Source organism: Staphylococcus sp. FW104-15G4D, from assembly GCF_058790135.1.
In genome coordinates this window covers 197,537-220,974 of the sequence record NZ_JBYTCH010000002.1, presented here as the reverse complement: position 1 = coordinate 220,974, position 23,438 = coordinate 197,537, and the positions used below count along the sequence as shown (strand labels likewise).

The 23,438-nt window shown below is 32.0% G+C and carries 18 protein-coding genes and 2 pseudogenes; 15 read left to right on the top strand and 5 right to left on the bottom strand.

The window, feature by feature from the left end; translation table 11 throughout:
• Window positions 1–207 precede the first annotated feature (207 nt).
• The 12 genes and pseudogenes from AC3WQX_RS07485 (at window position 208) to AC3WQX_RS07430 (ending at window position 15,039) form a co-directional block, all read left to right on the top strand.
• A complete protein-coding gene (locus AC3WQX_RS07485; protein ID WP_492740005.1) occupies window positions 208–927 on the top strand; it encodes a sirohydrochlorin chelatase in 720 nt (239 codons plus the stop codon).
• Between the two features lie 96 nt (window positions 928–1,023).
• Window positions 1,024–3,428 (top strand): annotated as a pseudogene (nirB, locus tag AC3WQX_RS07480) (nitrite reductase large subunit NirB).
• A gap of 3 nt (window positions 3,429–3,431) precedes the next feature.
• A complete protein-coding gene (nirD, locus tag AC3WQX_RS07475; RefSeq protein ID WP_002432729.1) occupies window positions 3,432–3,746 on the top strand; it encodes a nitrite reductase small subunit NirD in 315 nt (104 codons plus the stop codon).
• Complete coding sequence (gene cobA, locus AC3WQX_RS07470) at window positions 3,737–4,675, top strand: uroporphyrinogen-III C-methyltransferase (protein ID WP_049428399.1); 939 nt, start codon at window positions 3,737–3,739, stop codon at window positions 4,673–4,675. The genes nirD and cobA overlap by 10 nt, the downstream gene beginning before the upstream one ends.
• Window positions 4,676–4,890: 215 nt before the next feature.
• A complete protein-coding gene (locus AC3WQX_RS07465) occupies window positions 4,891–8,574 on the top strand; it encodes a nitrate reductase subunit alpha (protein ID WP_213667934.1) in 3,684 nt (1,227 codons plus the stop codon).
• A pseudogene (gene narH, locus AC3WQX_RS07460) lies at window positions 8,564–10,117 on the top strand (nitrate reductase subunit beta). The gene AC3WQX_RS07465 and the pseudogene narH overlap by 11 nt, the downstream one beginning before the upstream one ends.
• Window positions 10,110–10,685: a nitrate reductase molybdenum cofactor assembly chaperone gene (gene narJ / locus AC3WQX_RS07455; RefSeq protein WP_002453914.1), complete on the top strand. Its 576-nt coding sequence runs from the start codon at window positions 10,110–10,112 to the stop codon at window positions 10,683–10,685. The pseudogene narH and the gene narJ overlap by 8 nt, the downstream one beginning before the upstream one ends.
• Window positions 10,678–11,355, top strand: coding sequence for a respiratory nitrate reductase subunit gamma (gene narI / locus AC3WQX_RS07450; protein ID WP_023351211.1), 678 nt, complete (start codon window positions 10,678–10,680; stop codon window positions 11,353–11,355). The genes narJ and narI overlap by 8 nt, the downstream gene beginning before the upstream one ends.
• Before the next feature lie 19 nt (window positions 11,356–11,374).
• The gene (nreA, locus tag AC3WQX_RS07445; RefSeq protein ID WP_492740002.1) at window positions 11,375–11,827 is read left to right on the top strand and encodes a nitrate respiration regulation accessory nitrate sensor NreA; all 453 of its coding nucleotides are present in this window, start codon (window positions 11,375–11,377) and stop codon (window positions 11,825–11,827) included.
• A gap of 9 nt (window positions 11,828–11,836) precedes the next feature.
• Complete coding sequence (locus AC3WQX_RS07440) at window positions 11,837–12,871, top strand: sensor histidine kinase (protein WP_030062322.1); 1,035 nt, start codon at window positions 11,837–11,839, stop codon at window positions 12,869–12,871.
• Between the two features lie 18 nt (window positions 12,872–12,889).
• Window positions 12,890–13,546 (top strand): nitrate respiration regulation response regulator NreC, encoded by a 657-nt coding sequence (gene nreC, locus AC3WQX_RS07435; protein WP_002432902.1) that lies wholly within the window; start codon window positions 12,890–12,892, stop codon window positions 13,544–13,546.
• A 320-nt stretch (window positions 13,547–13,866) separates the two neighbouring features.
• Complete coding sequence (locus AC3WQX_RS07430) at window positions 13,867–15,039, top strand: nitrate/nitrite transporter (RefSeq protein ID WP_023351214.1); 1,173 nt, start codon at window positions 13,867–13,869, stop codon at window positions 15,037–15,039.
• Window positions 15,040–15,140: 101 nt separating this feature from the next.
• On the opposite strand, the gene AC3WQX_RS07425 is transcribed toward AC3WQX_RS07430, so the two are convergent.
• Both AC3WQX_RS07425 and AC3WQX_RS07420 read right to left on the bottom strand, forming a co-directional pair.
• The gene (locus AC3WQX_RS07425; RefSeq protein WP_049428396.1) at window positions 15,141–15,557 is read right to left on the bottom strand and encodes an Hsp20/alpha crystallin family protein; all 417 of its coding nucleotides are present in this window, start codon (window positions 15,555–15,557) and stop codon (window positions 15,141–15,143) included.
• A gap of 290 nt (window positions 15,558–15,847) precedes the next feature.
• Window positions 15,848–16,294, bottom strand: a complete 447-nt coding sequence (locus tag AC3WQX_RS07420) for a MarR family winged helix-turn-helix transcriptional regulator (protein WP_002432941.1) — start codon at window positions 16,292–16,294, stop codon at window positions 15,848–15,850.
• Window positions 16,295–16,459: 165 nt separating this feature from the next.
• On the opposite strand from AC3WQX_RS07420, the gene AC3WQX_RS07415 reads away from it, so the two are divergent.
• The 3 genes from AC3WQX_RS07415 to AC3WQX_RS07405 all read left to right on the top strand — a co-directional run bounded on the left by AC3WQX_RS07415 (window position 16,460) and on the right by AC3WQX_RS07405 (window position 19,025).
• The gene (locus AC3WQX_RS07415; protein ID WP_002453908.1) at window positions 16,460–17,089 is read left to right on the top strand and encodes a nitroreductase family protein; all 630 of its coding nucleotides are present in this window, start codon (window positions 16,460–16,462) and stop codon (window positions 17,087–17,089) included.
• Between the two features lie 109 nt (window positions 17,090–17,198).
• Window positions 17,199–17,564 (top strand): DUF3139 domain-containing protein, encoded by a 366-nt coding sequence (locus tag AC3WQX_RS07410; RefSeq protein ID WP_049428394.1) that lies wholly within the window; start codon window positions 17,199–17,201, stop codon window positions 17,562–17,564.
• Between the two features lie 180 nt (window positions 17,565–17,744).
• Window positions 17,745–19,025 carry a cation:dicarboxylate symporter family transporter gene (locus AC3WQX_RS07405; protein WP_002432290.1) on the top strand — a complete coding sequence of 427 codons (1,281 nt, stop codon included), beginning with the start codon at window positions 17,745–17,747 and terminating at the stop codon, window positions 19,023–19,025.
• A 170-nt stretch (window positions 19,026–19,195) separates the two neighbouring features.
• Here the strand turns inward: AC3WQX_RS07405 and AC3WQX_RS07400 are convergent, their stop codons facing one another.
• The 3 genes from AC3WQX_RS07400 to rsp all read right to left on the bottom strand — a co-directional run bounded on the left by AC3WQX_RS07400 (window position 19,196) and on the right by rsp (window position 22,486).
• Window positions 19,196–19,546, bottom strand: a complete 351-nt coding sequence (locus AC3WQX_RS07400; protein WP_002432288.1) for a DUF4889 domain-containing protein — start codon at window positions 19,544–19,546, stop codon at window positions 19,196–19,198.
• A gap of 343 nt (window positions 19,547–19,889) precedes the next feature.
• A complete protein-coding gene (locus AC3WQX_RS07395) occupies window positions 19,890–20,318 on the bottom strand; it encodes a pyridoxamine 5'-phosphate oxidase family protein (protein WP_030062327.1) in 429 nt (142 codons plus the stop codon).
• 62 nt (window positions 20,319–20,380) lie between these two features.
• Window positions 20,381–22,486: an AraC family transcriptional regulator Rsp gene (gene rsp, locus AC3WQX_RS07390; protein WP_193626849.1), complete on the bottom strand. Its 2,106-nt coding sequence runs from the start codon at window positions 22,484–22,486 to the stop codon at window positions 20,381–20,383.
• Window positions 22,487–23,438: the final 952 nt, after the last annotated feature.

Below are 23,438 nucleotides of genomic sequence, written 5' to 3'. Positions count from 1 at the left end.
ACATATTTGTTAACTACCAATATATTGATTATATAACTTATAAAGAAAAATTTAAAATTTTCGTCAGATTTAATGACATGACATTTATTATGAGGAATTCCCCTCATGTTTGAGATAAGGGTATTCCCTACTTTTCAAAAATAATGTGAATAAAATCACAATTAATCAAAAAATTATTATACAATGCAGATGAAAGGATTGGTAATAGTGATAGGTAATATCTTAGTGGCACACGGTATGAGGAAAGGTCAACAAAATGAGGCACTAGAGGAGTTTATTACTACACTTTTAAAAGATGAAGATTATCATTATGAGCTTGCATTTTTAGAAAGTGATACACAAAATCTTGAATTGACTATGGAAAAAATGATTAAGCAAGGTGTGACACGATTTAGAATTGTACCCTTACTTATATTCAGAGCGATGCATTATATAGGCGACATACCTGAGATTTTAAAAAGCATGAAAGAGAAATATCCTCATATTAATAGTGAAATGAGTGAGCCACTTGGTACGCATCCTTATATGAAGGATTTAGTTGAAAGAAGAATGGCAGATGTAGACTTACCAACTAATGCGAATGTAGCAACAGTCATCATTGCACATGGTAACGGTAGTGGTCGTTTCACAAAAGCCCATGAAGAATTAAAAGAATTTGTGAAAAGTATTGATTCAAATAAACCAGTATACGCGAGAGCACTATATGGTGTAATGACATTTAAAAATGATTTGGATGAAATATCTAAAAAATACGATGATTTAATCATCGTACCGCTATTTTTATTTGATGGCCGTTTAGTTAATAAAGTTAAGCGTTTAATATCAGAAATGGATATTCATTGTAATCTTCATATTACACCATCTATTAATTTTGACCACATTTTAAAATTAATTATTCGCGCACGTATAGAACAATTAGCTGTATAAATAATCACTAAATACTTAGATTCCTTAGTTTAGACTCTTTTACCAATCCTTTAGTAATAAATTATAGATTAATTTTTACATTAGAGGAGCATATATATGTCTAAACAAAAATTAGTAATGATTGGTAACGGTATGGCAGGTATACGAACTATAGAAGAACTGATTAGTCGAGATGCGAATCGCTATGATATCACAGTAGTCGGTAAAGAACCTTATCCAAACTATAATCGAATTATGTTATCCAATATTTTACAAAATAAAATGACTGTCGAAGAGACGATTATGAACAGTTATGAATGGTATGAAGAAAATCATATTACACTTATCAATAATGACCCAGTTGAAAAGGTAAATCGACAATCTAAAAAATTATTACACAAAAAGGTATAGAACTAGAATATGATATTTGTATTTTCGCAACAGGTTCTAAAGCTTTTGTGTTACCCATTGAGGGGTCTAACTTACCGAGTGTTATCGGGTGGAGAACGATACAAGATACAGAACAAATCATCGATATCGCTAGTAAAAAGAAAAAAGCTATTGTCATCGGTGGTGGGCTACTTGGATTAGAGTGCGCACGTGGTTTATTAGACCAAGGTATGGATGTCACAGTACTTCATCTTGCTGAATGGTTAATGGAGATGCAACTGGATAGAAAAGCTGGCGATATGTTGAGGGCGGATCTTGAAAAGCAAGGCATGAAATTTGAATTGCAAGCCAACTCAAAACGCATTATAGGTGATGAGGATGTTGAAGCTGTTGAATTAGCGGACGGACGTGTGATTGAGACAGATTTAGTCGTTATGGCTGTAGGAATTAGACCTTATACAGAGGTGGCTAAAGATGCTGGATTAGATGTTCAAAGAGGTATTGTAGTCAATGATTTTCTACAAACGTCCGATTCAAATATCTATGCAATTGGAGAATGTGCTGAACACAATGGTAAAGTTTATGGTTTAGTTGCACCACTTTATGAACAGGGTAAAGTTCTTGCTGACTATTTAACTGGAAATGAAACAGAAGGTTACAAAGGGTCAACAACTTTCACTTCTTTAAAGGTTTCTGGTTGTGATTTATACAGTGCTGGTCAGATTGTTGAAAATGATGACATACACGGTATCGAGATTTTTAATAGCATTGACAATATTTATAAAAAGGTATATTTAAATCAAGGACAAGTTGTAGGAGCAGTACTTTATGGAGATACAGATGATGGATCTCGATTTTATAATATGATGAAGAAACATGAATCCCTCGAAGATTATACGCTTGTCTCATTATTACACAAAGGTGATGATACATGTTCAGTTTCAATTGCTGATATGGCAGATGATGAAACAATTTGTGGTTGTAATGGTGTCAATAAAGGTACGATAGTGAACGCTATTACTAAAGAAGGTCTTACATCTGTCAATGAAGTAACCCAATCTACTAAAGCAGGTAATTCATGTGGTAAATGTAAAAAACAAATAGGAGAAATACTTCAATATACACTCGGGGATGACTTTGTAGCTGCAAAACCTTCAGGAATATGCAGTTGTACAGAACTTACTAGAGATCAAATTGTGACTCAAATCAGAGCTAAAGGTCTTAAAACATCCAAGGAAGTAAGACATGTGTTGAATTTTAAAGATAAAAATGGATACCCTAAATGTCGTCCTGCAATTAATTATTATCTAAATATGGTATATCCATTTGAGCATCAAGATGAACAAGACTCTCGATTTGCAAATGAGCGTTATCATGCCAATATACAAAATGATGGTACATTTTCTGTCATACCTCAAATGAGAGGGGGCGTAACAGATCCAGACCAGCTTATTAAACTTGGAGAAGTTGCTAAGAAATACAATGTGCCACTCGTAAAAGTAACAGGATCACAACGTATTGGATTATATGGCTTAAACAAAGAAGAATTACCTAATGTATGGAAGGATTTAGGGATGCGTTCAGCTTCCGCTTATGGTAAAAAAACGCGTTCTGTAAAAAGTTGTGTCGGAAAAGAATTTTGCCGTTTTGGTACACAATACACAACTCGTCTAGGTATTCGTCTCGAAAAAACTTTCGAATATATTGATACACCTCATAAGTTTAAAATGGGCGTCTCCGGTTGCCCTAGAAGTTGTGTAGAATCTGGTGTGAAAGACTTCGGTGTCATCTCAGTTGAAAATGGATACCAAATATATATTGGTGGCAATGGAGGTACTGATGTTACAGTCGGACAATTACTAACAACAGTAGAAACTGAAGATGAAGTCATTCAATTATGCGGTGCTTTAATGCAATATTATAGAGAAACTGGTATTTATGCCGAGAGAACTGCACCGTGGATTCGTCGATTAGGTTTTGAAAATGTGAAAGAAGTTTTATTAGATAAAGAAAGACAAGAAGAATTATTTAATAGAATTATGGAAGCGAAAAAAGCTATAGAAAATGAACCATGGCAAGCCATTGTAGAAAATAAAAATGCACAAAAAATCTTTGAAGTTGAGAAGGTGTAAGAGATGAAAGCAATGGAAAAGGTGAAAGTTACAACATTAGATGCGTTAACACCACTTATAGGTAAAAAAGTCATTGTAGATAATAAAGAAATTGGAATATTTCTTACTGAAAAGGGAGATGTTTACGCTGTAAGTAATATCTGTCCGCATAAAAAAGGTCCATTGTCTGAAGGGACTGTAAGTGGAAATTATGTTTACTGTCCTTTACATGACCAAAAAATAGATTTGTTATCTGGAAAAGTACAAGAGCCAGATTCAGGTTGTGTCCAAACCTATACTGTTGAGGTTATCGATAATGAGGTTTATATATGTCTTTAAAATCAATGGGAAAGGTATATTTAATTGGGGCAGGACCTGGTAACCCTAATTTATTAACTAAAAAAGCAGAACGTATCATTAGAAATGCAGATGTCATTCTCTATGATCGTTTAGTCAATCCTCTTATTCTACAGTATTCAAGTTTTCAAACTGAACTGATTGATGTAGGGAAAAAACCTTACTGCAAACACATTCAACAAGAGGATATCAATCAAAAAATAGTTCAAATGGCTGAAAAATACCAATGTGTTGTACGCTTAAAAGGTGGAGATCCTGCTATATTTGGCAGGGTTACTGAAGAAATTAATACTTTAAAATCATATGGCATTGAACATGAAATTATACCAGGCGTGACATCAGCAAGTGCTGCAGTGGCCTCTCTCAATATAGGATTAACTATGAGAGGAATAGCGCCGAGTGTAACTTTTTCAACTGGACATTTTAAAGAGTCTACTAATAAAGATATTGATATAAGAAATTTAATGAATGGTGGAACTTTGGCCATTTACATGGGAATTAAACGACTAGGTGCAATCATCGAACAAATTAAAAATTATACTAGTGAAGATTATCCAATAGCTATCGTTTTTAATGCTACTTGCTATAATCAAAAAGTGATTACCGGGAATCTAAGTACGATTGAACAACTATTAAATGAAGATAATTCAGAGGGACAACCGGGAATTTGTATATTAGGTCCATTGGTGAATGAAATAGATAAAATGGTATTGGATAGCACCATGGAAGATATCAATCATATTTTGTACGTGATTAATGGAGATAAAGAAACTGCTATGTTAAAAGCTGAAGCATTGTATGAAGAAGGGAAGAATTGTTTACTTAATTTTGATAATAGTTACCATCATACTCAACAAGTATTATACAAAAATATAATGGACCAACACGATATTAGTTATATTCAAGTATAAATAGAATTAATTTTGATACTCCTCGGAAGCGTGGGGCGACAAATTGGATTCACTCGAATTCAATATTGTCGTCCCTTTTTTAGGGATTAAAACTATTCAATTAGGTATTTCCCTAATATTAAAACTTTGTGAAAAAATGTACAATCATTGTGAACACGAATACTACGATATAAATGCGAAATGATAAAAGCATTCAAAGTGGAAGGATGTCATTAATGGGAAAATTTGGATTAAATTTCTTTAAGCCTACTGAAAAGTTTAATGGAAATTGGTCAGTTTTAGAGCAAAAGAGTAGAGAATGGGAGAAAATGTATCGTGAAAGATGGAGCCATGATAAGGTAGTTAGAACGACTCACGGCGTCAATTGTACTGGTTCATGCTCGTGGAAAGTATTTGTTAAAAACGGAGTGATTACTTGGGAAAATCAACAAACTGACTACCCAAGTTGCGGACCTGATATGCCGGAATTTGAACCTCGTGGATGTCCAAGAGGCGCTTCATTTTCATGGTATGAGTACAGTCCTCTAAGAGTAAAATATCCATACATTAGAGGGAAATTATTAGATTTATGGACTCAAGCATTAGAGGAAAATAACGGCAATCGAATCGCAGCATGGGCCTCTATAGTAGAAGATGAAAATAAAGCTAAAGCATATAAAGAAGCTCGAGGAAAAGGTGGTCATGTTAGAGCAAACTGGAGAGACGTAACAGATATTATTGCAGCACAAATTTTATATACGATTAAAAAAGATGGTCCTGACCGAATTGCAGGATTCACTCCTATACCTGCAATGTCTATGATTAGTTATGCCTCAGGAGCAAGATTTATTAATCTATTGGGCGGAGAAATGCTTAGCTTCTATGACTGGTACGCTGACTTACCTCCTGCTTCACCTCAAATATGGGGAGAACAAACAGACGTACCTGAATCGAGTGATTGGTATAACGCTGCTTACATTATCATGTGGGGATCCAATGTACCATTAACACGAACACCAGACGCACATTTTATGACTGAAGTAAGATATAAAGGGACTAAAGTCATTTCAGTTGCACCAGATTATGCAGAAAACGTGAAATTTGCTGACAATTGGTTTGCGCCTCATCCAGGTACAGATGCTGCAGTAGCGCAAGCTATGACGCACGTTATTTTACAGGAATTTTATGAAAATGAACCTAACGATATGTTTATCAATTATGCGAAGCAATATACTGATATGCCGTTCGTGATTATGTTAGATCAAGATGAAAATGGTTATAAAGCAGGTCGATTTTTACGAGCAAGTGATTTAGGTATTGATAGTGAGAATAGTGAATGGAAGCCAGTTATTTTTGATTGTGAAAGTCAACAATTAGTAGTACCAAATGGAACGATGGGCCAGCGTTGGGAAGAAGGTAAGAAATGGAATTTAAAATTAGAGAATGAAGATGGAACAAAAATTAATCCGGCTTTATCTATGGTTGAAGAAGATTATGAATTACAAACTATCCAGTTCCCATACTTTGATAGTAAGGGTGACGGCGTGTTTAAGAGACCTATTCCATCTCGCAAGATTAGATTGTCTAATGATCAAGAAGTATATATATCAACTGTTTATGACCTTATGGCGAGTCAATATGGTATTCAACGTTTTAACCATGAACTTGAAGCTCAATCCTATGATGACGTTAAATCCAAATATACACCAGCATGGCAAGAATCTATTACTGGTATCAATAGAGGATTAGTCATTCAAGTTGCTAAAGAATTCGCTCAAAATGCAATTGATACAGATGGACGGTCTATGATTATTATGGGCGCAGGCATTAATCACTGGTTTAATTCAGATACGATTTACCGTTCGATTTTAAATTTAGTAATGCTTTGTGGATGTCAAGGAGTCAATGGAGGCGGTTGGGCACATTATGTAGGTCAAGAAAAGTGTCGACCTATTGAAGGATGGAATACTGTTGCCTTTGCTAAGGATTGGCAAGGACCGCCACGTTTACAAAATGGTACAAGTTGGTTCTATTTTGCAACAGATCAATGGAAATATGAGGAATCAAATGTTGATCAATTTAAATCACCATTAGCTGAGAATATTAAACATCAACATCCAGCAGATTACAATGTGACAGCTGCCCGATTAAGTTGGCTACCTTCATATCCTCAATTTAATAAAAATAGTCTGTTGTTCGGAGAAGAAGCCAAAGAGGAAGGGAACGACTCTAATGAGGCTATTCTTAAAAAAGCAATTGACTCAATAAAAAATAAAGAGACTCAATTTGCAATTGAAGATCCAGATTTAAGAAAGAACCATCCTAAAACACTATTTGTTTGGAGATCAAACTTAATATCCAGTTCCGCTAAAGGACAAGAATATTTCATGAAACATTTATTAGGCACACGGTCAGGTTTAATGGCTGAACCTAATGAAGATGATAAACCTTCAGAAATTAAATGGAGAGAAGATACTGTTGGTAAATTAGACTTATTAGTGTCATTAGATTTTAGAATGACTGCGACGCCTTTATATTCCGATATCGTTCTACCAGCTGCAACTTGGTATGAAAAACACGATTTATCTTCAACAGATATGCATCCATTTATACATCCTTTTAATCCTGCGATAGATCCTTTATGGGAATCACGCTCAGATTGGGATATTTATAAAACTTTAAGTAAAGCAATTTCAGAAATGGCAAAGGATTATTTACCAGGAACATTCAAAGATGTTGTAACAACACCTCTAGGTCATGATTCTAAACAAGAATTAGGTTCTGAATTTGGAATTGTTAAAGATTGGTCGAAAGGTGAAATTGAAGGTATTCCAGGAAAAACAATGCCCAACTTTGCCATTGTAGAACGTGATTACACTAAAATTTACGATAAATTTGTCACGCTTGGTCCTTTACTTGAAAAAGCCAACGTAGGTGCTCATGGAGTAAGTTTCAGCGTAAAAGATGAGTATGAAGAACTGAAAAGCATGCTCGGTACATGGAATGATAATGATAAAAATTCGGTAAGAAATCATCGACCTCGAATTGACACTGCACGTAAAGTCGCAGATGCAATATTAAATATTTCCTCTGCGACTAATGGGAAATTATCACAACTATCTTATGAAGATTTAGAACATCAAACTGGAATGCCATTGAAGGATATCTCTCAAGCTCGTGCTTCAGAGAAGATTTCATTTTTGAATATAACATCACAACCACGAGAAGTAATTCCAACGGCGGTATTTCCAGGTTCAAATAAAAATGGTCGAAGATACTCTCCTTTCACAACTAATATTGAGAGACTCGTACCATTTAGAACATTAACAGGTAGACAAAGCTATTATATCGATCATGAAATATTTCAACAGTTTGGAGAAAGCTTACCCGTTTATAAACCAACATTACCACCAATGGTATTTGGAACACGAGATAAGAAGGTTAAAGGTGGGCAAGATGCTTTAGTACTTAGATATTTAACCCCACATGGTAAATGGAATATTCATTCAACTTATCAGGACAATGAACGTATGCTAACGCTATTTAGAGGTGGGCCTGTAGTATGGCTATCAAACGAAGATGCAGAAGAACATGACATTAAAGACAATGATTGGTTAGAAGTGTACAACCGAAATGGTGTTGTAACTGCGAGAGCTGTAACATCACATCGTATGCCTAAAGGAACAATGTTTATGTATCATGCACAAGATAAACATATTGAAACACCTGGTTCAGAAATTACAGATACTCGTGGAGGCTCTCATAATGCACCTACTAGAATTCACCTAAAGCCTACACAATTAGTTGGAGGTTACGCTCAAATTAGTTATCACTTTAATTACTATGGTCCGATTGGAAACCAAAGAGATGTATATGTTGCGGTAAGAAAAATGAAAGAGGTGAATTGGCTTGAAGATTAAAGCGCAGATAGCAATGGTGCTGAACTTAGACAAATGTATTGGTTGTCATACATGTAGTGTGACATGCAAAAACACTTGGACTAACAGACCTGGTGCTGAATATATGTGGTTTAATAATGTAGAAACAAAGCCTGGTGTTGGCTATCCTAAGCGTTGGGAGGATCAAAGCCATTATAAAGGTGGTTGGGTGTTAAATAAGAAAGGTCAACTTGAATTAAAATCTGGAAATAGATGGTCAAAAATTGCTTTAGGTAAAATCTTTTACAATCCAGATATGCCTTTGATTAAAGATTATTATGAACCTTGGACATATAATTACGAGCATTTAACTACTGCTAAGGAGGGGAAACATTCTCCTGTTGCTAAGGCACACTCTCTCATTTCTGGTGACAAGCTTGACTTAGAGTGGGGGCCTAACTGGGAAGATGATTTAGCCGGTGGCCACGTTACAGGTCCTAAAGATCCTAACATTCAACAAATTGAAGAAGATATCAAATTTCAATTTGATGAAACGTTTATGATGTATTTACCACGTTTGTGTGAACATTGTCTTAATCCAAGTTGTGTTGCTTCTTGTCCCTCAGGCGCAATGTATAAAAGAGATGAAGATGGGATTGTATTAGTTGACCAAGACGCTTGTCGAGGCTGGCGTTATTGTATGACAGGATGTCCTTATAAAAAAGTATATTTTAATTGAAAAACGAATAAAGCAGAAAAATGTACGTTTTGTTTTCCTAGAATCGAAGCGGGCATGTCAACAGTGTGTTCTGAAACATGTACAGGTAGAATGAGATACCTAGGTGTGATGTTATATGATGCAGATCGAGTGCAAGAAGCGGCTTCTGCAACTAATGAAGAGGATTTATATGAAAAACAACTAGACTTATTTTTAGACCCATTTGATGAAGAGGTGATTGCCGAAGCCGAAAGAGAAGGTATCAGTCATGAATGGATTACTGCAGCTCAAAATTCTCCAGTGTATAAATTAGCAGTGGAATATAAGATGGCTTTTCCATTACATCCAGAATTTAGAACGATGCCGATGGTATGGTACTGTCCACCGTTAAGTCCAATTATGAGCTATTTTGAAGGGCAAAATGCTGGAAATAACTCAGATATGATATTCCCAGCAATAGAAGAGATGCGATTACCTATTGAATATTTAGCTAATTTATTAACTGCTGGTGATGTAGCACCAATAAAATTAGGGTTACAAAAAATGGCGATGATGCGAAGCTATATGAGAGCGAAAGTGACTCAACAACCATTCGATGTGTCTAAGCTTGAACGATTGAATTTAACAGAAAGTCAATTAAATGACATGTATCGTTTATTAGGAATTGCCAAATATGAAGATCGTTTTGTTGTTCCAACTTCGCACAAAGAAACATATTTAGATACCTATAGAGCACAAGGTAGTCAAGGTTATGGTGGAGAATACTTTGGTGCAAATTGTGAAGGTTGTGGTGTAGCAGTTGGCTCAGGTAAATCAGGACAAGAGATATACAATGATAACTTCTATGGAGGGATTTTCCGTGATTAATCTTCAGAAATTAGCTCAATATCAAGAAAGTTTAGGTTACTTGGGCCAACAAATTAACTTTCCAGAAAAGTTAACCTTTCACCCTAATGTGTTTCAAGAAACAATTGAAGCATCTCACCCAGCATACGAAGATTTATGTGCATTTAGAGAAATTATAATGAATTATTCTTTGTCAGAAATTAAAGCAATTTATACAGATACATTTGATTTCAGTAAAAACTATCCTCTTTACATGACATATAATCGATTTGATACTCAAAAAGAACGTGGGCAAATGTTAGCTAAACTTAAAGTGTTATATGAAATGTTTGGTCTTAAAATGATAGACAATGAATTATCGGATTACTTACCATTAATGCTTCAATTTTTGCAAGTAGCTCGCTGGGAAAATGATGTTCGTGCAGAAGACAATTTAAAATTAATCATCATGATTATTGAGGATGGAACTTATGAGATGGCTAATCATCTTGCTAAAAATAACAATCCTTATGCGTATGTCATCAAAGCGTTAAGACAAACTTTAAAAGCATGTATTGTTTCTAATAAAGAGGTGGGAAATCATGCTTAATCAATTTACATGGGTCATTTATCCTTATTTATGTTTAAGTATTTTTGTTATTGGACATATTGCTCGTTATAAATATGATCAATTTTCTTGGACGGCTAAATCAAGTGAATTAATTGAAAAGAAACAGTTAAAATGGGGAAGTTTGATGTTTCATCTTGGCGTGATTCCAGTATTCTTTGGTCATGTTGTAGGTTTGTTGATTCCAGCAAATTGGCTTGAATCTATAGGTGTCAATGATCACATCTATCACATAGGAGCAGTATATATTGGTAGTATTTTTGGTATAATGACATTGTTAGGAATGATACTTCTTACTTCAAGAAGATTAACTATTAAAAATGTTAGGAAACTTAGTTCAACTTCTGATATTTTCGTTAATATTTTATTAGTGATTATATTAATTATGGGTTGTTATTCAACAATTTTTACCAACGCGGTTCAACCTGATTTTGATTATCGTCAAACTATAGCGATATGGTTTAGACATCTGTTTATGTTTACACCTAATGCTGATTTTATGATTCACGTCCCTTGGTCTTTTAAATTGCACATTTTACTAGGATTTACAATATTTGCTTGTTGGCCATTTACAAGATTAGTCCACGTATGGAGTGTACCGATTTCATATATGAACAGAAGATATATTATTTACCGCAAGAATAAAGTTTGATGACGAGAGGATGGGAAAATTGAGACCAGAATCCTTATTAAACAATCAAAGTTTACAGAATAATTTAGACCGATTGAGAATAGATGGTGGTTATGATTTTGGGGGGATTGCGATGTATGAACGATCGCTTAGATCATCGCCAATCAAATGGAAATATGTTTCAGGTAATACGAATGAACGATATAAATTAATTATATTAAGAAAAGGAAGAGGTTTAGCTGGGACTGTAATGAAAACTGGAAAACGCATGGTAATTGCTGATGTAGATACAGCACTAACTCAAGCAGAGAAAATTGCCTTTCCAATTATTTTGAATGAATCGTTAACAGCTGTTGTAGCAGTTCCACTATGGCTTGAACATCAAATGTATGGAGTATTATTGTTAGGTCAAAGAAATCATCATCCTCTGCCACAGTCTTTAGAACAACTTGATATTCAAAGTCAAATAGGGTTTTTTACAGAAAAGAATTAGGTGAATATGATGCTAAATAAATTTGAATTAAATGTAGAAGACTTGTTGCATAAATATTATGATACTACGACTGAAAAGATTGTCTTTGTCGATCGTCTTGGCAAAATTATTGCAATGAACGGAGCTGCTAGAGATATATTATCTGAAGAAGATAATTATAAAGCAATGACGCATGCCATTTGCAATCGCTGTGAAGGATATTCCAATGAATATGATTTACAGTCATGTGAAGAATGCTTTTTAGAAGCGAATCATTTGCAGAAATCAAACTTCCAAGTATTTATGAAGACAAAGGACAATAAAATAGAACCTTATACAGCTACTTATCAAACTATTGATGATGAAAGAGGAATTAGTGCTTTTACTTTGCAAAATGTTTCTCCACAAATTGAAAGACAGGAGAAAATGTATCAACAGAAAATGCTTCACAAATCTATACAAGCCCAAGAGAATGAAAGAAAGCGCATTTCTCGTGAGTTACATGATAGCGTGATTCAAGAAATGTTAAATATTGATGTTGAACTACGACTATTAAAATACAAGTTTCAAGATGAAACAGTTGTTGAAAGTACGCAACAAATAGAAGGTTTAGTGTCGCAACTCATTGATGACATTCGTAATCTATCAGTGGAACTACGTCCTTCGTCATTAGATGATTTAGGCATAGAAGCCGCTTTTAATTCCTACTTTAAGCAATTTGAAGAAAATTATGGTATTCAAATTAATTACCATTCCAATATTAAAGGATTACGGTTTGATAATGAAGTTGAAACTGTTGTCTATCGTGTGATTCAAGAAGCGGTTCTAAATGCGTTAAAGTACGCAGAAGTAAATGAAATAGAGGTTCATATTAGTAAAAGTGAACATCGCTTGTTAGCGGAAGTAGTAGATAGAGGTAAAGGTTTTAATTTGGATGACAAGCCCAGAGGATCAGGACTAGGCTTTTACGGTATGAGAGAGCGTGCGGAATTAGTAAATGGAAATATTAATATTGAATCACACCTCAATAAAGGAACCATAGTCACACTAGACATACCTATTTAAAATAGTGGGGGAATGAATGTGAAGATCGTTATAGCAGATGACCACGCTGTAGTAAGAACAGGATTTTCGATGATATTAAACTACCAAGAAGATATGGAAGTTGTCGCAACAGCAGCTGATGGTGTTGAAGCATATCAAAAGGTTTTAGAGTATAAACCAGATGTTTTAATTTTAGATTTGAGCATGCCACCTGGTGAATCAGGGTTAGTCGCTACAAGTAAAATTTCAGAAAGTTTTCCAGAAACTAAGATTCTTATTTTAACGATGTATGATGATGAGGAATACCTATTTCACGTTTTAAAAAGTGGAGCGAAAGGATATATTTTAAAAAATGCACCTGATGAGCAATTAATTTTAGCTGTAAGAACAGTATATAAAGGAGAAACATATGTAGATATGAAGATGACCACTTCTTTAGTAAATGAGTTTATTAATCAATCTCATCAGGAAGAAGTGAGTTATTCTTCAGATCCCTTTAAGATATTATCAAAAAGAGAACTTGAAATTCTACCGCTTATTGCAAAAGGTTATGGTAATAAAGATATAGCTGAAAAGTTATTTGTTTCAGTGAAAACAGTTGAAGCACATAAAACGCACATTATGAATAAACTCAACCTTAAGAGCAAACCTGAGCTTGTAGAATATGCATTAAAAAAGAAATTACTCGAGTTTTAAAAACATACTGTTGATTAATCAAGTCCTAAAAGATGATAAGCTCATCATTTTTTAGGATTTTTTGTGCTTTAAAATTAGCAGGTATCATACGATGTTTATTTTTTAGAGTTAACTTTTAATACTTTTTATAGGGAAAAAGCTGAGTATATTAAGGGTAAATCCTTATGTTCATTTTTTCACAATAAAACTAAAATAAAGTTGTAATTAGTACTATGTCTATTCCCGTATGTATTATTTATAGATTTCATTATTTTGACCTCTCTTAAAAATAGACATGGTACTAATCATTATTCTATCAACTTAATGAAGGTGAAAAAGAAATGAAAAAAGGAGTTTACCAGCTTACATTACAAACGTTTAGTTTGATAGTAGGTTTTATGGCGTGGAGTATTATATCTCCGTTAATGCCATTTATCACTCAAGATATTAAAATTTCTGCTAGTCAAATTTCTATTATTTTAGCTATACCTGTTATTTTAGGATCAGTTTTAAGAGTTCCTTTTGGGTATCTTACAAATATTATAGGTGCCAAATGGGTATTCTTTAGTAGTTTTATAGTATTGCTATTCCCAATATTTTTCTTAGGACAAGCCCAAAGTACGACGATGCTTATAATTTGTGGCTTCTTTCTTGGAGTCGGTGGGGCGATATTCTCAGTAGGAGTAACTGCGCTACCTAAATATTTTACAAAAGATAAAGTTGGTTTAGCTAACGGGATTTATGGAATGGGCAATATAGGAACAGCAATTTCATCTTTTTGTGCACCTGTTTTGGCAGGATTAATAGGGTGGCAAAATACCGTAAGAAGTTATTTAATCATTATCAGCTTGTTTGCAGTATTAATGTTCTTATTGGGAGATAATAAAGAACCTAAAGTCAAAGTACCGTTAATATCTCAAGTCAAAGTATTGGCTAAAAATTATAAATTATACTATTTGAGTTTTTGGTACTTCATAACATTTGGTGCGTTTGTGGCATTTGGATTATTCTTACCAAATTATTTAGTGCATCATTTTACTATCGATAAGGTAGATGCAGGGATTCGATCCGGTATTTTTATAGCTCTTGCAACATTTTTACGTCCACTTGGTGGCGTTTTAGGGGATAAATTTAATGCTGTGAAAGTACTCATTATAGATTTTGTAATAATGATTATTGGAGGTTTAATTTTAACTTTATTCGATGGAATCATCTATTTTACTATTGGTTGTTTAACTATAAGCGTTTGTGCAGGTATAGGTAATGGCCTCGTGTTTAAGTTAGTACCTTCTTATTTCTCGAAAGAAGCAGGCTCTGCAAATGGAATTGTTTCTATGATGGGAGGTTTGGGTGGTTTCTTCCCACCTTTAGTGATTACATTTGTCACAGGACTAACAGGTTCAAGTCATCTTGCATTTGGTTTATTAGTACTATTTGCACTTATCGCTTTAATCACAATGGTTCATTTATATAAAAAAGAAACTGAAATAGGTACAACACTCTATAGTGACTAATGTTAGTTAATATGTAGATAAATAATTGTATTTAACATATTTATGCATATTATACAGTAAAAACCCTCAACTTTTTTTCAGAGTTGAGGGTTCTTTTATTATTATTGAATTGAAATTGTAGTAGCTTTGTCATCTTCATTGATTTGTTTAGGTAATGTGACATATAATACGCCATCAGTGTAATTAGCTACTATACCTTCTTTATCAATTTCATCGAATTCAAAGCGTCTTTCTAATTCACCATTAGAACGTTCATTAAGTTGTGATTTATAATTTTCATTATTGATTTTTTTGTATGCTTTAATAGTTAAAATATGTTGTTCAAATTTAAGTGAAATATCTTCTTTGCTTAAACCAGGAAGTTCAGCTTCTAATACATAAGCACCATTTTTATCATAAATATTAGTAGGAAATGCTCTTGATGAAAATTGATTGTATACTTGTTTCCCTAAGTCTTTAAATAATTCACTAGGATCATTTTTGAAGAAATTATTATTGAAAAAATCATTATTATTCATTAGAATTCACTCCTTAAAGTGTTAAATGAGTAGTTAGAATATATTAGAATAATTTTTCAACTACATTATATTAAGAGAGCGAAAAGAGGTAAAGTGATAACACTTAATAATAAATAGGTATTCTATAAGTTTAGTAGGAATTAGGGGATAAAAAAAGTCAAAAATTGTACGAGAGAATAAGACAAAAGCTTACTATACATACTGATGTTATTAAATTGTGTCGTTAATGCTGAAGTTGAATTTGCCTAAGATTTTCAAAAAGTCTACTTTTGTCTTTTTCTCTACAAGTATCACTTTTCTATACTATTGTCAAAATTTTTAGATACAAAATTTTGCAAGTTTTCAATTAATTCTTTAGCTTCATCTTGATTAATATCGAATTCACTATAGACTTTCATTGATATTTCAGATAACGGTTTTTTAATTTCTTTACCTCGTTCTGTTAGTGAAATTTGAAGATTTCGTTCATCTTTCTCTTCACGACTTCGAACAACGTAATCTTTCTTTTCTAATTTCTTGAGCAGTGGTGTCAGTGTGCCTGAATCTAAAAAGACTCGCTCACCTAGTTTTTTAATATTAAGTTTCTCATCATTTTCGATCGCCATTAGTACAATATACCCTGTGTATGTTAATTCATACTCTTTGAGGTAATTTGTGTACTTCTTTATGATTTCTTTTGAAGAAACATAAAATAAAAAACATAATTGTTTACTTAAATAACTATTCTCTACATACAATTAATCACTCCTTGTTAAAGTAACAATATTATGAAGTGTATGACTTGTCAAGTGCCGATTTCATCACTATAATCAAATTGTTTTAAATTAAATTTAGACGACATTTGAATATATTTTGTTTGATTTTGAAACTCAAATAAATACAGAATAAAGGAGTATTATCTCATGACAAGATTAAATGATTTCAATGAAGTACTTAACGGAAGAAAATCAGTAAAGGTATTCGATAGTGAATATAAAATTCCTCATGAAGAAATGGATGAAATGATTACTAAAGCTACAAAGGCGCCTTCATCAGTTAATATGCAACCATGGAGAATTGCTGTTGTAGAGAGTGACGAAGGAAAAGAAAAAATCAAAGAAGCTTTTGGTTTTAATTCAAGACAACTTACTACTTCTTCGGCTATGGTGATTATTTTCGGAGATTTACAAAATTACGAAAAAGCTGAACAAATTTATAATGATGCAGTAGACCAAGCCCATATGACAGAGGAAATTAAAACTCAAATGTTAGAATGGATTCTTCCTTATTATAAAAGTTTGTCAAGAGAAGGTATGAAGGACATTGTAAATATTGATAGTAGTTTAATGGCTATGCAATTTATGCTAACTGCTAAAGCTTATGGATATGACACAAATCCTATTGGTGGCTTTGATAAAGAAAATATCGCTAAGATTATTGGTTATGATTCAGATAGATATGTCCCAGTATTAGCAATTGCTATTGGTAAAAAAGCTCAAGAAGCTCATGGTTCTGTAAGATTACCTGTTCATGAAGTGAGAGAATATTTATAAAGTAATATTCATGAGATGAGAACATTTTGTTACAATGTTGAATAATCTCTTTTATATAACCAACTTTTAGTTCATACTTAATAAGATAAGTATAAAAGGAGTTTCTATCATGAGTAGAAAACAAGTCATTTTAAGAATAATTATTATATTAATCATTTCACTTATTTTAGCTATAGTATTTTTCTTTGGTCTAAAAAGTTATCAAGGTCATAAAAATATCGAACTTATGGATAGTTATATCAAAGAACATCATTTACAAGATAAAATTAAAAAGCAAGATAACTTATATAGTGCTAAAAAAGGGATGTATTACAAAGAAATCGTTTTCAAAGGCGAATCTAATGTCACTTATGTTATGCAACCAATTAGTACGAATAAAGGTATATTTGTAGAAGGCTTTGATAGTGAAACGAAGAAAAGCATAAAGAAAGCGAAACATAGTGATTTTGATAAAAATTATAAACCATCAAAATAAATAATTTAGAGTACACACGACTTCATGATTCACTTTGAAGTCGTGTGTTTTTTCACTATTAAGAACATATTTGACTTCAAGTCATAAATATTTTATTTATTAATAGCTTTAAAATTTAAGTAGCTATTTTAATATTATCTGATATAATTAAGTGATGTCAGATGAAGGGGAGTTTGCATTATGGCTCTATTCAAGAGAAAAATAAGTTTACCAACGCAAGTTATTATTGCTTTGGTACTAGGTGTCATCGTAGGACTTTTATTATTTGGACAAGATAATTTAGCAAATTATATAAAGCCTTTTGGTGACATATTCTTAAATTTAATAAAAATGATCATTATTCCGATTGTATTCTGTGCACTTGCTTTGTCTATATCGAATTTAGGGGATTCGAAAAAGGTAGGCAGTTATGGATGGAAAGCAATCCTTTACTTTGAAATTATAACGACAGTTGCTATTGGGTTAGGTATTATAATTGGTAACCTGTTCAAACCAGGTGCCGGATTAGATTATAATAAACTACCTAAAGGTGACATTTCTAAATATCAATCTTCTGCACATTCAGCTGAACAAGCTTCTACATACGGTAATCATTTAATTGATACTATTGTAAATATTGTGCCAACCAATCTATTTGAATCATTAGCTAAAGGTGATTTATTACCAATTATATTCTTTGCAGTATTTTTTGGTTTAGGTCTCGCAGCAATAGGAGAAAAAGCTGAACCAGTTAAAGGTTTTCTAAGTGGCACATTAGAAGCAGTGTTTTGGATGATTAATAAAATCTTAAAACTTGCTCCAATAGGAGTATTTGCATTTATATGTACAACTGTTATGACATTTGGAGTATCAGCTTTAGTTCCATTATTAAAACTTCTATTAGTAGTAGTTGGAGCAATGATTTTCTTTGTTGTAGTTGTATTAGGAATTGTTGCTCGAATGGTTGGAGTTAGTATCTTCTCAATCATGAAAATTTTAAAAAGCGAGTTGTTACTAGCATTTTCAACTTCAAGTTCAGAAGCAGTATTACCAGTTATTATGAAGAAAATGGAAAATTTTGGTGCGCCAAAAGATGTAACGTCATTCGTTATTCCAATAGGTTATTCATTCAACTTAGACGGATCCGCATTATATCAATCAATTGCAGCATTATTTGTAGCTCAAATGTATGATGTACATTTATCGTTAACAGAACAAATAGTGTTAATGGCTACGTTAATGATTGCTTCTAAAGGTATGGCTGGGGTTCCAGGTGTTTCTATTGTAGTTTTATTAACAACATTAGGCTCTATGCACTTGCCAGCACAAGGTCTTGCATTAATTATCGGAATTGACCGATTACTAGACATGGTTCGCACATGCGTTAACGTAATGGGTAACGCTTTATCAACGATTGTTGTTGCGAAATGGGAGAAGGTATACGATAAAGAAAAAGGCCAAAAGTATCTTAATTCACTATAAAAATCTATATCTGACATTTTTTTTAGCGAATCTTAAAACTTAAGTTTTTAGATTCGCTTATGCATTTGTCGCAAGACAAATGAAAACAATATACATAAATAAATTAAAAAGACCTTGAGGTGGGGAACATTATTCCACTTCAAGGTCTTTTTAATTCTTTCAATATTCGTTTACATGCCGTGGTTCATGCCTTTCATATCATGAATTTTAGACATTAAACCATGAGGTACATCATCGTGTTTTACTTTTTTAACTTTTGTGATTTTTCCTGACTTTTCATCTTTAAAGATCATTACAAAGTCTTCTTTTTTTACAGAAACATTAGCGTTCGAAGGTAATTTAACATTCTTTTCAATTTTTTCATCTTTTTCGCTAATCATTTTATCTATAGTAGTACTATTTTTCATAATACCGTAGTATGTATCTTTTTTACCACCTACCATCATCATAATGACAAGTACGATACACAGCACAAGCATAATTGCGATAAGTCCAAAACCTAAAGCTTTTTTATTTTTCATAGTTGAATAAAACTCCTTTATTTTTGTTACTTCATTTATACAGAACTTGAGATTACATTGCAATCATATTTTCAAAAATCACGAAATAAAACACTTTCAAAATTCATAAAATTATAATATTTAAAACGTAAAACTTGGCTAATATATAAACTATTTTAGTATTTTAAAACATTCGGAATAGATAACTAAATTGAAAATACGTCTTTATTATTCTTCTTACAAATATATTAAACCTTACTGGTAAGGCCACCAATATACAGAGTTTCTTACAAAAGAAATTTTAAAAACAAATAGGGAGAGGAACAAATCAATGTCATTGTCCTCTCCGGTATCTTTTAAAATATTAAATTTCAATTGTGATAGGAGTATCTAACTCATCATCATTCATTAATTTAATTGATTTAGGAATTACTTTTAAGACGCACAATTCTGGATCTTGTTTAGAATCGAAGAATGTCTTATCTTGTGTTTCCCATAACCAATCAATGACTTTCTGATCTTTAACTACTTCAATTTGAGCATCAATTTCAACAAAGCTATTATTAGTTGTCTCATTGTAGCCTAAAAGAATGTAAGCGTGTGGATTATCTTCAATTTCATCAACTTTTACTGAATTGATACTAGTTTTAGTATATAAAGTTAAATCATCATTATAGAAAACCATATATCTACTATTAGGTTTGTTATTATAAGCAGTTGATAATACGCCAACTTTAGAAGTTTCTAATACTTTTTCAATTGCTTGAGTTGCTTTTTGTTTATCCAAAATCATCATCTCCTTAATAGTTACTATATCCATTCATTGATGATGATAAACTCAGACACTTGTAACACTTAAATGGGTTTAAAACATATATATTTAACTTCATCATGCTTCAAAGTCATTTGGAATGGTTTGTTGTTTTCTTCTTGAATAGCTAATTCTGTTTTAGGGCGATTACATTTATCTAATTCTTCAAGTATATTACGTTCTATATATAATAATTCTTTGCTTTTAGGAAGTAGATTTTGGATTGAACCGTGCTCATTATTTAACGTTTTTATAATAATGAGTGAATTCTGTTTTAAATTATTTTTGAAAATGAACTTCTGTTTACTATCAGATAAATAACGATCATTGATTTTATTAAATAATAAGATATGATAATTTCCATCTTTACGGCTTATTAGATAGTTATTCCCAAGTTCTAAAGGTTCGTCGACAAATGAATCACCCATTTTATAAATGTGCATTAAAGGTAAAGGGCTACCATAATTGTTAAATAAAGCTATATATTGTGAGTGATCGTCGATAAGTTGATAACTTATGCCACCACCGTATCTCATAAGGGCGATAAGGTGACATACTAAATCTGATAACTGTAATGGATTAGTGCCATTATTAGTATACTTAAAACACTTAAGTGATAAATTATTGTATACAAAATTTGTAGTTGGAATTCCTGAATCTAGCATAAATTGCTTGTAATTTTCAAAATGAGTAGATGAATGATGATATGTCTTACGTTTGGTTAATAACAAATTTTTAGTTTGAAGATTCTCAATGTCAATGAAATAGTAATCAAAGTTAAGACGTTTCATTATATCGTAAGTTTGATCAATGGAAGGCGAATCACGAAGTAAACCTTCAACGGTGATACCATACCTAATTTCACGATTTTTATTTTTAATTTTTAAATGGCATAAATGGATTTCGTTTACAGTCATATATTCTGAATTAAAAACAAGCATGAGTTTAACTAGCTTTTTATTATTCTTATAATCTTGATTGCTTTGTAAAAATGATAATATGATTTGATTAATTGCTTCAAATTGTTGCGTAGAATTAATTTGCATTGCTAGACCGATATCCATTTCGAATAACTTTTCAAAACAACGATTTAACAAATTAAGGTTAATATGACTAATTGCGATATCGTTAATATCTTGGATAAATACTACGGGTTGTGGCAAATAAGAGAAATCGATATCGTAGTACTCGTTAAAAACGAACTGGAATAATTTGTTAAAGTTTTCAAATCGGATAAATGCTTTAGAGCTTTTGGTATGATCTTTAGGATTAAATTGATTAAGATCTATCTCAGTAATTTCAGTTGCTAATTGATCATTAAATTCAAATTGATTGATTAAATCTTTGTAATCTAAAAAATGAGTTTGGCTAAAATCCATTACTGGATTTAATGAAATTTTAGAGATCATAGAACGGAATTGTTTGGGACTAAAGCCTAGATGATTTTTGAATTGATTAGTGAAGTTCGTATGACTACTAAAACCAGAGCGTTCAGAAATCGCATTGATTGAATCATCTGTAGATAATAGCAATTTTATGGCATAAATGACTTTTAAACTTGTAAAGTAATCTTTAAAGTTCATATTTAAGTAGCGAACAAATAAATTTGAACAATATGATTCAGAAATATTACAATAATTTGCAACTTCGCGTAATGATAACGTATCTGAAACTTTGGAATGAATGTAGCTAAGTCCTTGGATAAATATTGGATGATTGATAGCAACTTGAGGGATATATTTTTCCTTGTATCTTATCACTGTTTCCTTAAATAAAGTCTGAATAATTTTTGAAATAGCTTGAGTATCTTGCTCTTCTTCGTTCATATAATGATGAATTGATTGTAAAATAATATTTTTTACAAAACCGCTAGATTGAAGTAAATGTCGATCAAAATAACATTTGAAGAAATTTTCATCCTCACTATAGAAATAAAATACAGGAATAGAGAGCATAACCAAGTTCGAGGATTGATTTACATAAAAAATATCAGCTTGATTAATAATAGCAATATGATTATCTAAATCTTTAGTTTCACCATTAATCGTAATTTCTAGATGATTTGTAAGTGAGAACATTAAAATGATTCGATTGATATTTCGAGTTGGGGGTGAATGATACTGTTGATAAATATTTAAATGACATGTCATAATTCGGCACTGTGCTCCTTATAGAATAATAAATGTTATTATAATCGATTCGTCTTGAAATAGTAATAGAGAAATATAAAAATTTTTCCTTGTAAAGTTAAGCAACCAATCAAAAATTATAAGTAGCACACAATACAAATAATTATTTAGAAATATAGAGTTCTTATTTTGAAAATTTTGGATAGAGTGCAAACGAATTTTTTAGTACATAATAAATATAGATTTCGACCCAATTGAAATTCTAAAAAGAAGTTAATGTAAATTTTTAGACGATTTGCGATTAATTTTATAGTGAATTAATTTTTGGATGGAAATCGTAGCAATAAATGTACTATGTATGTTAATACATCAAGAATCAACAGCATAAAGAGAGAGACAACAAAGAATAGCACACATTTTCTATTATTTAATTGTTTAACTATACTAATAGAATAAACAACTAGAAAAATTCAGTTATACTTAATAATTTTCTCGAAACTTATTCATCAACCAACTCAAGTTAAGTCATCTAGAAAGAAATGACACCATGGAATAAGAAGAATGCATAACATCGAAGAATAAGATCAACAAGAATAAAATTCATTCTTCTCAAACATCAGGAATCAACATCAAGACTAATTAATGTTAAGACAAATTATTGAAACACATGAAATACTTACTATTTCAACAACAGGAATCAACATCTATGCACATTAAAGTATAATCGATCAACAACAATTGTTTAGTAGCAACAATTAGAAGATTTTTAATTAAAATTACTCTCCCCCGAAGTACTATTAAATTAAAGAAATATATTTCGTGTAGTGTCATGGTAAAGTTTTATATTTTATTAATTATCAGCTTAATGTTTTAATTATTCGAATGACATAGCTATAAGGCAAGATATTCCATTAGTGTTTTATTAACAAGCCTTAATGCTATTACAGTGTGAAACAACTTAGACAATTACTCT

Coding starts and splice junctions, on each gene's coding strand:
- nirD (WP_002432729.1), top strand. CDS start 3,432: ATGAAAGCAATGGAAAAGGTGAAAGTTACAACATTAGATGCGTTAACA.
- cobA (WP_049428399.1), top strand. CDS start 3,737: ATGTCTTTAAAATCAATGGGAAAGGTATATTTAATTGGGGCAGGACCT.
- AC3WQX_RS07465 (WP_213667934.1), top strand. CDS start 4,891: ATGGGAAAATTTGGATTAAATTTCTTTAAGCCTACTGAAAAGTTTAAT.
- narI (WP_023351211.1), top strand. CDS start 10,678: ATGCTTAATCAATTTACATGGGTCATTTATCCTTATTTATGTTTAAGT.
- AC3WQX_RS07440 (WP_030062322.1), top strand. CDS start 11,837: ATGCTAAATAAATTTGAATTAAATGTAGAAGACTTGTTGCATAAATAT.
- AC3WQX_RS07430 (WP_023351214.1), top strand. CDS start 13,867: ATGAAAAAAGGAGTTTACCAGCTTACATTACAAACGTTTAGTTTGATA.
- AC3WQX_RS07425 (WP_049428396.1), bottom strand. CDS start 15,557: ATGAATAATAATGATTTTTTCAATAATAATTTCTTCAAAAATGATCCT.
- AC3WQX_RS07415 (WP_002453908.1), top strand. CDS start 16,460: ATGACAAGATTAAATGATTTCAATGAAGTACTTAACGGAAGAAAATCA.
- AC3WQX_RS07410 (WP_049428394.1), top strand. CDS start 17,199: ATGAGTAGAAAACAAGTCATTTTAAGAATAATTATTATATTAATCATT.
- AC3WQX_RS07405 (WP_002432290.1), top strand. CDS start 17,745: ATGGCTCTATTCAAGAGAAAAATAAGTTTACCAACGCAAGTTATTATT.
- AC3WQX_RS07400 (WP_002432288.1), bottom strand. CDS start 19,546: ATGAAAAATAAAAAAGCTTTAGGTTTTGGACTTATCGCAATTATGCTT.
- AC3WQX_RS07395 (WP_030062327.1), bottom strand. CDS start 20,318: ATGATTTTGGATAAACAAAAAGCAACTCAAGCAATTGAAAAAGTATTA.
- rsp (WP_193626849.1), bottom strand. CDS start 22,486: ATGACATGTCATTTAAATATTTATCAACAGTATCATTCACCCCCAACT.